The 15,261-nt window shown below is 38.0% G+C and carries 17 protein-coding genes; 14 read left to right on the top strand and 3 right to left on the bottom strand.

Translation table 11 applies throughout. The features are described 5' to 3' along the window. Window positions 1–216: 216 nt before the first annotated feature. The 3 genes from miaA (at window position 217) to spoVK (ending at window position 2,597) form a co-directional block, all read left to right on the top strand. Window positions 217–1,173: a tRNA (adenosine(37)-N6)-dimethylallyltransferase MiaA gene (gene miaA / locus M5A78_RS01535; protein WP_248733515.1), complete on the top strand. Its 957-nt coding sequence runs from the start codon at window positions 217–219 to the stop codon at window positions 1,171–1,173. Window positions 1,174–1,199: 26 nt separating this feature from the next. Beyond that, window positions 1,200–1,430: an RNA chaperone Hfq gene (gene hfq / locus M5A78_RS01530; protein WP_088086525.1), complete on the top strand. Its 231-nt coding sequence runs from the start codon at window positions 1,200–1,202 to the stop codon at window positions 1,428–1,430. Between the two features lie 219 nt (window positions 1,431–1,649). Next, window positions 1,650–2,597: a stage V sporulation protein K gene (gene spoVK, locus M5A78_RS01525; protein ID WP_248733514.1), complete on the top strand. Its 948-nt coding sequence runs from the start codon at window positions 1,650–1,652 to the stop codon at window positions 2,595–2,597. A 40-nt stretch (window positions 2,598–2,637) separates the two neighbouring features. Here spoVK and M5A78_RS01520 read toward each other — a convergent pair whose 3' ends face one another. Then, the gene (locus tag M5A78_RS01520) at window positions 2,638–3,243 is read right to left on the bottom strand and encodes a trimeric intracellular cation channel family protein (RefSeq protein WP_248733513.1); all 606 of its coding nucleotides are present in this window, start codon (window positions 3,241–3,243) and stop codon (window positions 2,638–2,640) included. 198 nt (window positions 3,244–3,441) lie between these two features. Between M5A78_RS01520 and hflX the strand changes: the two genes are divergently transcribed. The 4 genes from hflX (at window position 3,442) to glnA (ending at window position 7,895) form a co-directional block, all read left to right on the top strand. Beyond that, on the top strand, window positions 3,442–4,701 hold the full coding sequence (hflX, locus tag M5A78_RS01515; protein ID WP_248733512.1) for a GTPase HflX: 1,260 nt from the start codon (window positions 3,442–3,444) through the stop codon (window positions 4,699–4,701). A gap of 14 nt (window positions 4,702–4,715) precedes the next feature. After that, window positions 4,716–5,987, top strand: a complete 1,272-nt coding sequence (locus M5A78_RS01510; RefSeq protein WP_248733511.1) for a methionine gamma-lyase family protein — start codon at window positions 4,716–4,718, stop codon at window positions 5,985–5,987. A 138-nt stretch (window positions 5,988–6,125) separates the two neighbouring features. Further along, window positions 6,126–6,527 (top strand): MerR family transcriptional regulator, encoded by a 402-nt coding sequence (locus M5A78_RS01505; RefSeq protein ID WP_319942248.1) that lies wholly within the window; start codon window positions 6,126–6,128, stop codon window positions 6,525–6,527. Between the two features lie 33 nt (window positions 6,528–6,560). Next, window positions 6,561–7,895 (top strand): type I glutamate--ammonia ligase, encoded by a 1,335-nt coding sequence (gene glnA / locus M5A78_RS01500; protein WP_248733510.1) that lies wholly within the window; start codon window positions 6,561–6,563, stop codon window positions 7,893–7,895. A 111-nt stretch (window positions 7,896–8,006) separates the two neighbouring features. Here the strand turns inward: glnA and M5A78_RS01495 are convergent, their stop codons facing one another. Both M5A78_RS01495 and lexA read right to left on the bottom strand, forming a co-directional pair. Then, window positions 8,007–8,291 carry a DUF4257 domain-containing protein gene (locus tag M5A78_RS01495; RefSeq protein WP_248733509.1) on the bottom strand — a complete coding sequence of 95 codons (285 nt, stop codon included), beginning with the start codon at window positions 8,289–8,291 and terminating at the stop codon, window positions 8,007–8,009. Between the two features lie 192 nt (window positions 8,292–8,483). Then, window positions 8,484–9,107, bottom strand: a complete 624-nt coding sequence (gene lexA, locus M5A78_RS01490) for a transcriptional repressor LexA (RefSeq protein ID WP_248733508.1) — start codon at window positions 9,105–9,107, stop codon at window positions 8,484–8,486. Between the two features lie 158 nt (window positions 9,108–9,265). Between lexA and yneA the strand changes: the two genes are divergently transcribed. The 7 genes from yneA (at window position 9,266) to M5A78_RS01455 (ending at window position 15,253) form a co-directional block, all read left to right on the top strand. Then, window positions 9,266–9,592 carry a cell division suppressor protein YneA gene (yneA, locus tag M5A78_RS01485; RefSeq protein ID WP_248733507.1) on the top strand — a complete coding sequence of 109 codons (327 nt, stop codon included), beginning with the start codon at window positions 9,266–9,268 and terminating at the stop codon, window positions 9,590–9,592. A gap of 13 nt (window positions 9,593–9,605) precedes the next feature. Continuing rightward, window positions 9,606–10,253, top strand: a complete 648-nt coding sequence (locus M5A78_RS01480; RefSeq protein WP_248733506.1) for a YneB family resolvase-like protein — start codon at window positions 9,606–9,608, stop codon at window positions 10,251–10,253. Between the two features lie 83 nt (window positions 10,254–10,336). Continuing rightward, on the top strand, window positions 10,337–10,567 hold the full coding sequence (locus M5A78_RS01475) for a DUF896 domain-containing protein (RefSeq protein WP_248733505.1): 231 nt from the start codon (window positions 10,337–10,339) through the stop codon (window positions 10,565–10,567). A 178-nt stretch (window positions 10,568–10,745) separates the two neighbouring features. Then, complete coding sequence (tkt, locus tag M5A78_RS01470; RefSeq protein ID WP_248733504.1) at window positions 10,746–12,752, top strand: transketolase; 2,007 nt, start codon at window positions 10,746–10,748, stop codon at window positions 12,750–12,752. A 308-nt stretch (window positions 12,753–13,060) separates the two neighbouring features. Further along, entirely contained in the window at window positions 13,061–14,329 is a 1,269-nt protein-coding gene (locus tag M5A78_RS01465; protein WP_248733503.1) for a M48 family metallopeptidase, read from the top strand. Between the two features lie 191 nt (window positions 14,330–14,520). Further along, entirely contained in the window at window positions 14,521–14,964 is a 444-nt protein-coding gene (gene sirA / locus M5A78_RS01460; RefSeq protein WP_319942247.1) for a sporulation inhibitor of replication protein SirA, read from the top strand. 73 nt (window positions 14,965–15,037) lie between these two features. Then, window positions 15,038–15,253: a YneF family protein gene (locus M5A78_RS01455; protein WP_088086539.1), complete on the top strand. Its 216-nt coding sequence runs from the start codon at window positions 15,038–15,040 to the stop codon at window positions 15,251–15,253. The last annotated feature ends 8 nt before the right edge of the window (window positions 15,254–15,261 follow it).

The raw sequence follows: 15,261 nt of genomic DNA, 5'->3' as shown, positions 1-15,261 counted from the left end.
TGAACCGTTATCCTTTTGTAAATTTACATGAAAAACTTCCCTTCTTTGGAAGCAACATGGATAAAAAAAGTCTTTTACATAAGCATAGAAAAGATTTATATTGTATATACTGATTTGATGTTCAACTGCTTTTCAAATATATGATACGATGTAAGCGTGGAAGCGAACAAAAACGATTACTTCCACTGATAATGTAAATAAGGCAGTGTGAAAATTTTGGATTTAAAACAAAAATTATTAGTTATCATTGGACCAACAGCAGTAGGAAAAACAAAATTAAGTATCGAAATGGCCAAACGCTATAACGGTGAAATTATCAGCGGGGATTCGATGCAAATTTATCGTGGAATGGATATTGGGACTGCAAAAATAACGAAGGATGAAATGGAAGAAATTCCCCACCATTTGATTAACATTAAAGAGCCTTCTGAAAATTTTTCTGTTGCTGAATTTCAACACCTTGTACGGGCTAAAATAACGGAGATAGCTGAAAAAGGAAAGCTTCCCATCATTGTCGGTGGGACAGGGTTGTATATTCAGTCCATCATTTATGATTATCAATTTTCTGATGTTCCGGGTGATGAAACCTTTCGACTTAAGCTTGAGGAAAGAGAAAGAGAAATTGGAAGTAATGCGTTGTATCAGGAATTAGTGAAGATTGATCCAGATAGTGCATCGCATATCCATCCAAACAATGTGAGAAGGGTGATTCGCGCTCTTGAGATTTTTCATCTGACTGGTAAAACGATGCAAGAATTTCAAAGCAGACAACAGCCAGAGCTCCTGTACAATACGGCACTAATTGGTTTATCGATGGAACGGGAGCGCCTTTATGAGCGCATTAACCTCCGGGTTGATAACATGGTCAAGGAAGGACTTATTGCGGAAGTGAAAAGCTTATATGACCAGGATTTACGCGAGTATCAATCGATACAAGCGATTGGCTACAAAGAAATTTATCAATATTTAGATGGATATGTTACATTAGAAGAGGCGGTAGAGAATTTAAAACAAAATTCCCGACGCTATGCCAAAAGGCAGTTGACTTGGTTTCGGAACAAGATGGTGGTAGAATGGTTTGATATAACGGATGTGAACAATTTTGCAAAAAAAATAATGGAAATTTCACATTATGTTGAAGGAAAGCTTCAAGTAAAATCGAATACATATTAGTAGAGATAAAAGAGGAGGATATACAAATGAAAACGACGATTAATATTCAAGACCAATTTTTAAATCAATGCCGTAAAGACAATATTCACGTTACGGTCTTCCTTCTAAACGGATTTCAATTAAGAGGCCAAATTAAAGGTTTTGATAATTTCACCGTACTTTTTGAATCAGAGGGAAAGCAGCAGCTGGTATATAAGCATGCCATTTCAACCTTTGCTCCACAAAGGAATGTTCAACTAGAATTGGATAATCAATAAATATTTTAATCAAGTGAGCCCAGAAAGTGATGGGCTCTTTTTTATTTTTCAATCCTTGTTTTTGTTTGCGGAAATCTTTTTTAATGAAATTTATGGTTCGTGAATACATATAGAATGAAGGATTGTGCTTTCCTTTGTGCACTAAATGCAATCGGAATTTCTGAGTAGCCTAATCAAGCTACCTTACGTACACTGTTTGCAGATTGAGAGGTGAAAGCTTTGGATCAACCATTTCGAATGAAAAGTAATGGTCAAATAAGAGTTGTTCTCGATTCACAAAAAAGAAAAACAGTAACGAAAGAATTACCCGATTTTCAAGTTGTTCCAAAGGTCATTCCCCCTGAGCATGCAGCTTTAAAGGAAATCGAAGAGGAGCTCGGGGCATTGGTTGGCATGGAAGAAATGAAACGAATGATAAAAGAAATATATGCTTGGATTTATGTGAACAAAAAGCGTGAGGATATGGGTCTAAAAGCAAGAAAGCAAGCCCTTCATATGATGTTTAAAGGGAATCCAGGCACGGGAAAGACAACTGTTGCGAGGCTAATTGGTAAGCTGTTTCAAAAAATGAATGTGCTAACAAAAGGTCATTTAATCGAGGCTGAGCGTGCTGACCTGGTTGGTGAATATATCGGCCATACAGCCCAAAAAACGAGAGATTTAATTAAGAAGGCAAATGGCGGTATTCTGTTCATTGATGAAGCCTATTCACTGGGTCGAGGCGGGGAGAAGGATTTTGGCAAGGAAGCCATCGATACACTTGTAAAGCATATGGAGGATAAGCAGCATGAATTTATTCTTATACTTGCTGGATATTCCCGTGAAATGGAATACTTTTTAACCTTAAATCCCGGACTTCATTCCCGCTTTCCGTTAGTCATTGATTTTCCAGATTACAATATTGACCAGTTGATGGATATTGCCGGAAGAATGTTAATTGAGAGAGAGTACACTTTGAGCCACGAAGCCGAAAAGAAATTAAAAGATCATCTAATTTGGGTTAAGGCGGTGTTAAATCCTAATAGTTTTTCAAACGGAAGATATGTCCGTAATGTCATTGAGAAATCAGTCCGGGCCCAAGCAATGAGGCTGTTAATGCTAAATAGTTACGATAGGCATGAATTAATGACCCTCAGAAGCAATGATTTGGTGTTCGAAGAAGATTAACAGTTCCAATAAAAAAATCGACGGGAATCCGTCGATTTTTTTAGAGAGCTCTAATTCTTCGAATTGGAAGCTTCCAATCGAATGTATAGGAAAGGACGCGAAGGACAGTAATAAGACTAAACAAGGTATACAATTCCCAAGAATTCGCAGCAATCTTCAGTCCAATTATTAGACCTGCAAGAATCGCCCAAACCGCGTATATCTCTGACCGCAATACGATAGGTTTTCTTCCTGCTAATAAATCACGAATAATTCCGCCGCCAATTCCGGTTAAAACAGCCGCAACGATAACGGCACTGATTGGATGGTTCATTTTTACAGCATAGATAGCGCCTTGAATCGCAAATGCCGATAACCCAATCGCATCAAATAGGTTACCCCATCGTTGCCAGTGCCGTAGAAGATTTGCTGGAAATAAGAATACCGCTGTAATGGCTAATAAGGCAATTTGAAAAAAAAGACCTTGTTCCCATAATGCGGATATTGGGACTCCAATCAATAGGTTCCGAATCGCTCCTCCGCCAAAGGCGGTGACTATTCCTAATAAATAAACCCCTAAAATATCATATTCTTCTTCCATAGCAACAATGGCTCCACTGACAGCAAAGGCAATCGTGCCAATCATACTTAAAACTTCCCATGTCATAATGTCTGATTTCTCCTTGATGAATACTAACAATCTATGATTAAAATTTATTAAAAAAAATCAAAAATCTTCAATGCAAACAATATGATTGTAACATGGAAACATAATTTTTCAACAAATATTCTTCTGATAAATTAGAGTATTGAATCCTTTTTTGGTATGATGAGAAAAGAAAAATGAGGAAAGCAGGGTGCTAGCTTGGAACAAGAAGTAACCTTCGAAAAAGCAATCTTGGTTGGCTGTCAAACGCCACGGGTTGATGATATTCGATTTCAATATTCAATGGAAGAACTAAGTTCATTAACTGAGACGGCAAAGGGTTTAGTGGTAATGTCGGTCGTTCAAAAACGTGACCGGATCCACTCGGCTTTCTATATCGGGAAAGGAAAAGTCGAAGAATTAAAAGCGCTAGTTGATGAAGTCGAAGCAGATTTAGTCATTTTTAATGACGAGCTGTCGCCAAGTCAAAAACGGAATCTTTCTTCGGAATTGGATGCGCGTATCATTGATCGGACTCAATTAATATTAGATATTTTTGCGCAAAGGGCTCGCTCTAAAGAGGGCAAGCTGCAGGTTGAACTTGCACAGTTGCAATACATACTTCCCCGCTTAGCTGGTCAAGGTGTCGCCTTATCTCGTCTCGGTGCTGGGATTGGAACGAGAGGACCTGGGGAAACGAAGCTAGAATCAGATCGCCGTCACATTCGACGCAGAATCGATGATATTAAAGGTCAATTATCCATAATTGTTCAGCACCGCGAGAGATACCGGGAGAGACGAAAGAAAAATAAAGCCTTTCAGGTGGCTATTGTTGGTTATACGAATGCTGGAAAATCAACCCTTTTTAATCGTTTGTCGGAAGCGGAGTCGTTTGAGGAGAATCAACTGTTTGCCACGCTCGATCCGATGACACGGAAACTGATTTTGCCCAGTGGGTTTTTAGCCTTGATTACCGACACAGTTGGATTTATTCAGGACCTGCCGACAGCCCTTATTGCGGCATTCCGTTCGACTTTGGAAGAAGTTAAAGAAGCCGATATGCTTCTCCATGTTGTCGATATGTCAAATGCGGATTATTTCCATCACGAAAAAACGGTTCATAAATTGCTTGAGGATTTAGGTGTTAAAGATATCCCACAATTAACGGTTTATAATAAAAAGGATATACAGCATCCTGATTTCGTTCCAACTGCTAAAACACCAACTGCCTTTATTAGTGCCTTTGATAAAGAAGACCGTCATGCCTTAAAGGAAAAAATCGAAAAGGTTGTCATGGAAATGATGGTTCCGTATGACGTGCAGGTTCCTTCTACTGAAGGAAAGCTTCTTTCTCAATTAAAAAATGAGACAATCTTAAGAGAGTTGTCCTTTGTTGAGGAGGAGCAGTTTTATCGCTGCAAGGGTTATACACTCCAAGATCATCAAATAACAGGACAATTACAGAAATTTAAAATGTAGATAGGAGTCACAGCATGTTTCAACAGTTAAAAAACGGGGAAAAACTTCAGCCAATTGTAATTGAAGTCGAACAACAAATCGCTGGAGTTCATAAAGAAATCGACGAAAGAATTGAAACAAACCAATTTCGGGTTTTGAGAAGCTTTCAAAACAAAAGAGTGAGTGATTCGCATTTTATTCCATCAACCGGATATGGATACGATGATATTGGCAGAGATACGCTGGAATTAATATATGCAGATGTCTTTGGCGGTGAAGCAGGTTTAGTACGCCCGCAAATCATTTCCGGCACACATGCCATTTCAATTGCCTTATTCGGTGTCCTCCGCCCTGGGGATGAGCTCCTTTATATAACTGGCAAACCATATGATACACTTGAAGAAATTGTCGGAATTCGTGGTAATGGGGTTGGTTCATTAAAGGAATTCGGAATTTCCTATGATAGTGTGTCGCTGACACAAGAAGGAGGAATCGACTGGAAGACTTTAGCCAAGAGAATCCAACCAAATACAAAAATGATTGGAATTCAGCGCTCAAAGGGTTATGCTACAAGACCATCCTTTACGATAGCGGAAATTGGTAAAATGATTAAGTTTGTTAAAGAAATTAAACAGGATGTAGTCGTATTTGTCGATAACTGCTATGGTGAATTTGTCGAGGAACTGGAGCCGTGCCATGTAGGTGCTGATTTAATGGCTGGATCACTGATTAAAAATCCTGGCGGCGGCATTGCCAAGACTGGCGGATATATCGTTGGTAAAAAACAATGGGTCGAGGCATGTTCCTACCGCATGACATCTCCCGGTATCGGGGCAGAAGCTGGTGCTTCACTCTATAGTCTGCAAGAAATGTATCAAGGTTTCTTTCTAGCACCGCATGTGGTGGGCCAGGCGTTAAAAGGTGCTGTATTTACGGCAGCCTTTTTGGAGAAGTTAGGAATGAATTCTTCACCTAAGTGGGATGCCAAGCGGACGGACTTAATTCAATCCGTACAGTTCGATGATCGTGAGAAAATGATTGCTTTTTGCCAGGCCATTCAATTTGCCTCACCGATTAATTCCTACGTCACCCCACACCCTAGCTATATGCCCGGGTACGAGGATGATGTCATTATGGCAGCGGGAACCTTTATTCAGGGGGCGAGCATTGAACTTACTGCAGATGGGCCAATTAGGCCACCATATGTAGCCTATGTTCAAGGCGGCTTAACTTATGCCCATGTAAAAATGGCTGTGTGTCTTGCTCTTGATCATCTAGTTGAAAAAGGATTGGTTGAACTGAATTAAAAAAGGTTAAGGGATAGCTTTTAACAAGCTGTCCTTTTTAATTCAAAAACCATGTTAGAAAATCTAACATAAGATTGACATCTTTTCTAACACCAAATATAATAACAATATGATTTAATAAAAGGGAGGAGAAATTTGGTGAGTGGAAAGGAAATTCGCCGTTCCATGCCGCTGTTTCCCATCGGAACTGTCATGCAGCTAACAGAATTAACAGCAAGACAAATCCGCTATTACGAAGAACACCAATTGATTTCTCCAGCAAGAACCGAGGGGAACAGACGTCTATTTAGTTTAAACGATATTGATAGGCTTTTAGAAATTAAGGATTTAATTGATCAAGGAATAAATATGGCTGGCATAAAACAGTTATTCTTGGTCAAAGAACAGCAATCAAACATGATGGAGCAGCAAACGGAAAAAGCAAAGCCTGATTTAACAAATGAGCAGCTAAGAAAACTTCTTCGTAACGAATTAATGCATTCAGGAAGATTAAATCGTTCCTCATTGCGCCAGGGCGATATATCACGCTTTTTTCACTAAAGATGAGGTTATTTAAACATTGGAGGTTTTAAAATGGCAAAGTATTCAAGAGAAGACATTAAGCGGTTGGCATCAGAGGAAAATGTGAAATTTATCCGCCTGCAATTTACAGATATTCTTGGAACTATCAAAAACGTCGAAATTCCCATCAGCCAATTAGAAAAAGCACTTGATAATAAAATGATGTTCGATGGATCTTCGATTGAGGGTTTTGTCCGAATTGAAGAATCTGACATGTATTTGTTCCCAGATCTCGACACATGGGTAATCTTCCCATGGACAGCAGAAAAAGGAAAAGTAGCCCGCCTTGTTTGTGATATCCACAATTCTGATGGCACTCCTTTCGGCGGAGATCCACGTAACAACTTAAAGCGCGTACTAAATGAAATGCGTGAGATGGGCTTTACGGATTTCAACCTTGGACCAGAGCCAGAATTCTTCCTATTTAAACTAGATGAAAATGGGGAACCAACCTTAGAGTTAAATGATCGTGGTGGATATTTTGATTTAGCTCCAACAGATCTTGGAGAAAACTGCCGTCGTGATATTGTCCTCGAATTGGAAGAAATGGGCTTTGAAATCGAAGCATCACACCATGAGGTAGCACCAGGACAGCACGAAATTGACTTTAAATATGCAGATGCTTTAACTGCTTGTGACCAAATTCAAACATTCAAGTTAGTAGTAAAAACGATTGCTCGTAAACACGGTTTGCACGCAACGTTCATGCCAAAACCATTATTCGGTGTAAATGGATCAGGAATGCATATGAACCTTTCTTTATTTAAAAATGGCGAAAATACTTTTTACGAGCCAACGGGTGATCTTCAGATGAGTGATACAGCCCGCCAGTTCATTGCAGGAATCCTAAAACACGCACCAAGCTTTACAGCAGTAACTAATCCAACTGTAAATTCTTATAAACGTTTGGTTCCTGGCTATGAGGCTCCATGTTATGTCGCATGGTCTGCTCAAAACCGTTCACCATTAATCCGTATTCCAGCATCCCGTGGTTTAAGTACACGTGTTGAAGTGCGAAGTGTGGACCCTGCAGCTAACCCATATCTTGCAATGGCCGTACTTTTAAAAGCTGGTTTAGAGGGAATTAAAACTAAATTAACACCTCCTGCACCAGTTGATCGTAATATATATGTAATGAGCAAAGAAGAAAGAGTTGAGGAAGGAATCATAGATCTTCCAGCAACACTAGCTCAGGCATTAGAACAATTAAAAGCGGATGAAGTGATTGTTTCCGGGCTTGGAGAACACATTTTCGAGCATTTTGTGGAAGCGAAAGAAATTGAATGGGATATGTTCCGTACAGTCGTTCACCAATGGGAACGCGACCAATATATGAGCATGTATTAATAACGAATTAACCCTTGGTACCGGAATGGTGCTTCGGGTTAATACCATTTTTATAGCTGGATAAAAAATACCGAGTGGAGTTAATCCCCACTTGGTATTTTTCTTGCCTTCTTATTTCTCATTGTCTGAATTTAATAGTTTAAATCGATTAAGGACCGCATCACCACCAATTCCTGCAATGATTGAAAAAATAATAATCTCAACAAATGAATTTGGAGCTGTGTAAAGAACAAGTAGAAGTGAAGCAACTGCACCTAGAAGCAATTCTTCTAGAAAACCAAGATAAATGAATTTTTTGGTTTTTCGAGGCATAATAATTTTCCCATACTTTCGAACATGTCCAATAATTCCAACCGACCCACCAATCACTAAAGAGAAAATAATGTCCTTTAACACTGTTTCCCACACTCCTTAAGCCTATAATTTTGGGACCTAAGGTAAATCATGGTGTAGTTCTATTATATGAAAGATTTACAATATCAGCATGAGTAAATATATTGAATTTTCAATATATTTAACGGAGAAATGGTATTTTCAAAGATTTTTCCCAATAAAAAAAGAGCTGGCGGATGCCTGCTCTTATTGGTTTTAATGGATATGTCGATAAACCCCAATGACTTTTCCTAGTATCGAAACATTCCTTAGAATAATAGGATCCATAGTAGAATTCTCAGGCTGCAGGCGAATGTAGTCCTTTTCCTTAAAAAATCGCTTACATGTAGCTTCGTCTTCCTCGGTCATTGCAACAACAATATCGCCGTTATTAGCGGTTTGTTGCTGTTTAACAATAACATAATCACCGTCAAGGATCCCCGCCTCTATCATACTTTCACCCATGATTTCTAGCATAAATACCTGCTCATCTGCTGGTGCTAGACTTTCTGGTAGCGGGAAGTACTCTTCAACATTTTCGATTGCTGTAATTGGCAAACCTGCTGTAACTTTCCCAACTACGGGAACATTGACTACTTTGTTTCTAGGAATATGCGCTGCTTCATCGACTTCTAAGATTTCGATTGCTCTTGGTTTCGTAGGGTCCCGTCTAATAAGGCCTTTACTTTCCAGCCTTGCTAAATGACCGTGAACAGTAGAACTAGATGCTAATCCAACTGCTTCGCCAATTTCTCTTACAGAAGGCGGATATCCTTTACTCTTAACTTCGTCTTTAATGAAGTCCAGGATATCCTGCTGTCGCTTTGATATTTTTACCATGATAAAATGCACCTCGCCTGGTTAATGTTGTCTCTATTATAGCATGTTCGCATTTTATATACAAACATAAGTTCGAAAAGGTTGTTGACAACAAACAAATGTTCGTTTTATAATAAAATCAAATAAAGAGAACATATATTCCTAAAAGAGGTGTCATAATGAAAAATTTATGGAGCAAATATTCGTATGCAATTACTCTAATCCTTTTAAGCTGTTCCTTAGCTTTCATTTTATCAGTTCAAAAACAATCCATTAATCAAAATAAATACTTAAAGGTAAAGATTTCTGAAGGAGACTCACTTTGGGAAATTTCGAATCAATATTCCGATCTGCACTCACTTACGAATGAGGAATTCGTTAGCTGGGTAAAAAATCACAATAAAAATGTTAGTGATCAAATTTTTCCAGGTGAAGAAATCATCATTCCAGTCAATAAAAAATCTTCATCTTCAACCACTGAATTAGCTAGTGCCATTGGCGATTAGGAAGGAATTTTATATGAAAGCAATCATTTACTGCCGTGTAAGTACAAATAAGGAAACACAAGAGTCTTCCTTAAAACGCCAGGAAGAGGAATTAGTCCAGCTCGCGAATCAGCAACAATTTGAAATAGATTTAATTATAAAAGAAAAGGCAAGTGGCTATGATTTTGAAAGAGACGGTATACTTCAAGTATTAGAACGAATAAAAGATAAAAAGGTACAAGCGTTGTTAATCCAGGATGAAACACGTCTTGGAAGAGGGAACACCAAGATAGCTCTTTTACATTGCATAATGAAAGAAGGTACGAAACTTTATAGCATTTCTCATAATGGCGAATTGCAACTTTCAGAATCGGATTCTATGGTTTTGAAAATCGTTAGTATGGTAGAGGAGTATCAGCGAAAACTTCATAATGTTAAAATCAAACGAGGAATGAAACGTGCAGTTCAACAAGGTTATCATCCTGAAAAAAATCTAAAAAATCTAGGTGATGCATCTGGAAGGGACAAAATCGATGTCCCAGTTGAAGAAATTGTAAGGTTAAGAAAAAATGGATTGACCTTTGCAGAAATTGCCGCAATTCTAAGAGGTTTTAAATATAATATATCTAAAGCAACCGTACATAGAAGGTATCAAGAATATATGGAATCACAAGATGAATAGACCTTTTGCCTTGTCAAAAGGCTTTTTTTTTAGTAAAATCATTTCTCTGTACTGATTCTTTACCGAAAGGAAGGTTCTTGACAATGCTATCGAAAGAAAAAATGGCTAGAATCAATGAGCTTGCAAGAAAAGCAAAGGCAACCGGATTAACGGAAACAGAAGCGAGAGAGCAATCTCAATTAAGAAGTGAGTATTTGGCAACTTTTCGTTCTCAAATGCTTGATACATTAACAAATACAAAGTTCATTGATCCAGAAGGTAATGACGTAACACCGGAAAAAATAAAAGCCCGGAAAAAAAATACACTTCATTAATCAAATAGGAATACAATTTGTATTCCTTTTTTTACATATACCAGCCAGTTATGTGTCAAAATAAAAAACAAAGTGACTTTTGTTCCTTATTTTATTGCTATTTGTTGAATTATCAACAGTAGCAATATAATATTAATGTTGTATTTAGTATTCACGTAACAAAGAAAGGATGTATTTCATGTTTAATACTATTGACGATTTATCCGTTACTTCTATCCGTACGCTTTCCATTGATGCAATCGAGAAAGCAAACTCAGGACATCCTGGGATGCCTATGGGTGCTGCACCCATGACTTATACATTGTGGACCCGCTTCATGAATCAGAACCCAAAGAACCCTCATTGGTTTAACCGTGATCGTTTTGTATTATCAGCAGGTCATGGTTCTGCGTTGTTATACAGCATGCTTCATTTATCTGGTTATAATCTTTCGATGGATGATTTAAAACAATTCCGTCAATGGGGAAGTAAAACACCTGGACACCCTGAGTATGGTCACACAGAAGGCGTAGAAGCAACAACTGGTCCGCTTGGCCAGGGAATTGCAATGGCAGTTGGAATGGCAATGGCAGAACGCCATGTCGCAAGTGTTTATAATAAAGATAATTATGAACTTGTGAACCATTTTACATACAGCGTTTGTGGCGATGGTGACTTAATGGAAGGTGTATCTGCGGAGGCTGCTTCGCTTGCAGGACATTTAAAATTAGGACGTTTAGTTGTTCTATACGATTCCAATGATATTTCTCTTGATGGCGACTTAAATATGTCTTTCTCTGAGAGTGTTAAGGGCCGTTTCCAAGCATATGGATGGCAATATCTCCGGGTTGAAGATGGCAATAATCTTGAAGAAATTGCGAAAGCTCTTGAAGAAGCTCGAAATGATCTGGACAGACCAACTATGATTGAAGTGAGAACGACAATTGGTTATGGTTCACCAAACCGTGCCGGAACTTCAGGAGTTCACGGTTCACCACTTGGAGCAGAAGAGCTTAAGCTTACAAAAGAAGCCTATAAATGGACTTTCGAAGAAGACTTTCATGTACCCCAAGAAGTATATGACCATTTCCAAAAACTCATTGTTGAAAATGGTGAGAAAAAGGAAAGAGAATGGAATGACCTTTTTGCACAGTACAAAAAGGAATATCCTGAACTAGCAACTCAGTTGCAACAAGCATTAAACAATGAACTTCCTGCAGGATGGGACAAAGATATCCCAGTTTACAGTGAAGGTAAGAGCCTTGCAAGCCGTGCATCTTCTGGTGAAGTCTTAAATGGTATTGCTAAAAATCTTCCTATTTTTATTGGCGGATCAGCAGACCTTGCCGGTTCCAATAAAACAATGATTAAAGGTTCAAAAGACTATATGCCTGGTTCTTATGAAGGACGCAATTTCTGGTTTGGTGTCCGAGAATTTGCAATGGGTGCTGCAATGAATGGAATTGCGCTTCATGGTGGTGTAAAAGTATTTGGTGGAACATTCTTTGTATTCTCTGATTACTTGCGTCCAGCGATTCGACTAGCTGCATTAATGGGGTTACCTGTTACTTATGTATTTACTCATGATAGCATTGCCGTTGGAGAGGATGGACCAACACACGAGCCTGTCGAACAGCTGGCAGCATTACGCGCGATGTCTGGATTATCAATCATTCGTCCAGCGGATGGTAATGAAACAGCAGCAGCTTGGAAGCTAGCGGTTGAATCCACAAACAAGCCAACAGCGCTTATCTTGACTCGTCAAGATTTACCGACATTAAAAGGTACTGACACAAATGCATATGACGGAGTTTCAAAAGGAGCATATGTTATCTCTCCTGCTGAAAATGGAACTCCAGATGCCTTACTGCTGGCAACTGGTTCAGAAGTAAGCCTTGCTGTTGAGGCACAAAAAGCACTTGCTGGAGAAGGGGTTCATGTTTCTGTAGTAAGTATGCCTTCATGGGATCGCTTCGAGCGACAATCACAAGATTATAAAGAATCAGTTCTTCCAAAGAGTGTGAAAAAACGCCTTGGAATTGAAGTGGGTGCTTCCTTCGGCTGGCACAAATATACCGGTGACGAAGGTGATGTATTAGCAATCGACAAATTTGGAGCATCTGCACCAGGTGAGAAAATTATGGAAGAATACGGCTTTACAGTAAATAACGTCGTTACCCGAGTAAAAGAGCTTTTACAAAAATAAAAAAAAATGAGAGAGAACGGAATATCCGTTCTCTTTTTTTGTGTTCTATTGTTAAAATGTGGAAGAATATCCAATAATCCAAGAAATTGAGCCAAAAAGTTAAAAATTTTAGCCAAAACTTAATAAAAATGAGCCAAAAATCAAAATTTTTGAGCCAATGCCTCTCTAAAATGAGCCAATTAGCAAATGGCTCCCCATAAGAATCAATATAATTTCAGAAAATTACTAAAAAGTATATAAAATGGAAGCATTAACATTTATAATAGAAGCAAATTTTTACTATTTCGGGGTGACCATGGGTGAATAGTATGACTAAAGATCAAAGAGAATTATTTCAAGAGTGTCCAGATTGCCATGCGAATATTCCACTACATATGGGGTATATTTCTTGGTGTGAATGTGGGTATAATTTGCATCACAAAAAAGAAGAAAAAAAGAAAACGCGAATTGAACAACTTTATGAGCAATTAGGAGAAAAAAGTGGTCAAATTATTTTTAATAAAATGATCAATATCGAAAATTTGATGCCAGGAATTTCATTAGTCAATGGACTGGCATTATTAATAGCAACTTTTGTTCATACTTTGAGTTTAGCTTCATTTTTATTTGGAATGTATTTATTATTTATACATTACTTCTCATTTATGTCATTATTTTTGGGGCTTTTATTAGTTGGAATTGCTTGGTTTACTAGACCTAGGGTTGGTAAATTGGAAAAAGGGGAAAGGATTATCCCTCGTGAAGAAATACCTGCAACCTATGCAGTAATGGATGAGTTAGCTGACAAGATGGGGCTGAAAAAGGTTGATGGAATCATCATAAATGAAAAATATAATGCCTCTATTTTGAAAATAGGCTGGAGGAGAAGAACAATTGTTAAGATCGGTGTACCTCTTTTCGCTGCATTCACTCCTGAAGAACAATGCTCAATTATCGCTCACGAATTAGGACATTATCTTAATAAAGATTTAACCTATGGCTTTTATATTGGAACTGCCTTAAGCACATTATTTGATTGGTATTCTCTTTTGGACCCAGTCCCATCAAATCAAACCTTTGAGTATAGTCTGCTTGATATGGTGACAAATTTTTTTATGAAAATTCTTGCGCAAATTCCATTTTTATTCTTTTGGTTTTTACTCCATCTCGTTTGGAACAACTCGCAAAAGGAAGAATATTTAGCAGATTATCGAGCTGCTCAAACGTGCGGAAGTCAAGATACAGTGACAGCCTTAGAAAAACTGCATTATGATGATATTTTTTATCATTCCCTTTCAAATGTTTCTTTAAATGATGGCGCGGCAAATGTAATAGATGAATTTAGATCACGACTTGAAGACATGCCTGAACGGGAGAAAAAAAGGTATAAATTAAGGTGTGAGCGGGAGGGATTCCAATTAGATGCAACACACCCGCCGACTGCTTTTCGCATTCAATTCATTGAAAAGCAAAATCTCTCGGGCAGTTTTACCATCCATCCAGAGAAAGCGAAAATGATGGTAGCTGAGCTTGATGCAATGAAGGAACACATTCACGAGATTGCTGTTGAAGACTATCGATATTATTGGTTAAATTAGTTTCATTTTTGACATTAAAAGAACGGAATGCTTTTTTATAAGGATTGCTCGATAATCTACCTAATTCATTGAAGATTTGTTTAGAAACCTGTTAATCGACAAAAATAGTGAAAGTTTTTGCCATCAAGAGACAAATGTTTCGATTGTGATTTTTTATAATAGATAAAAGGGTTTCAATGAAGGAGAGAACAATGGTGAGAAAATATCAGCTTTATTTAATAGAAGATGAATTTGCTGCCCATTACTTCGGAAGAGAGCGCTTGTTTTATCAGCTTTTTCAGGAACATCAAAAGGCTGACGGTGATCTTAAATTTATTACTAAAAAACAAATTTCATATATAACCAAAAGGGTAGAAGCTTTAAAAATTCACCAGCTTATTCAAAAGCAGCTTGGAAGAATAAAGGGATTTAAGGCGGTTCATGGTGCATACTCTATTGAATTAAGTGGGAAGCTAAGTACGGCAAAATTGGAAGTGTTTCAGGAATTAATTACAGTAGAAGCTGGGGGTAGCTATGAGGCAGAGACAGCATTTTTTGAAGTTCTTCGAAAATGTGAAACCTCATTTTTAGCGTTAGACCTCGAACACCAGCGCTATGGTTGGTTAAAGCCAATTAAGGAAAGAAAATTTATCTAATTGAAAGCAGATATTGTCTAATTCTATTTTATTTAGTACACTGTATGGTAGACAACATGAAGGAGGAAGTTGAATGGGTTATTACATTCTAGTTGGTATACTAGCATTAGCAGCTGGTGTAGCGCTAGGATTTTTCATTGCTCGTAAATATATGATGAGCTATTTAAAGAAAAATCCGCCAATTAATGAACAAATGCTGAAAATGATGATGATGCAAATGGGGCAAAAACCATCGCAAAAGAAGATCAACCAAATGATGGCAGCCATGAACAAGCAGCAGTCAAAATAACAGACAAG

The sequence above is a fragment of the Neobacillus rhizosphaerae genome (genome assembly GCF_937468385.1).
GTDB classification, from domain to species: domain Bacteria; phylum Bacillota; class Bacilli; order Bacillales; family Cytobacillaceae; genus Neobacillus; species Neobacillus rhizosphaerae.
The sequence above is the reverse complement of the archived record's forward strand: the minus strand, read 5'-3'. Positions and strand labels throughout refer to the sequence as shown.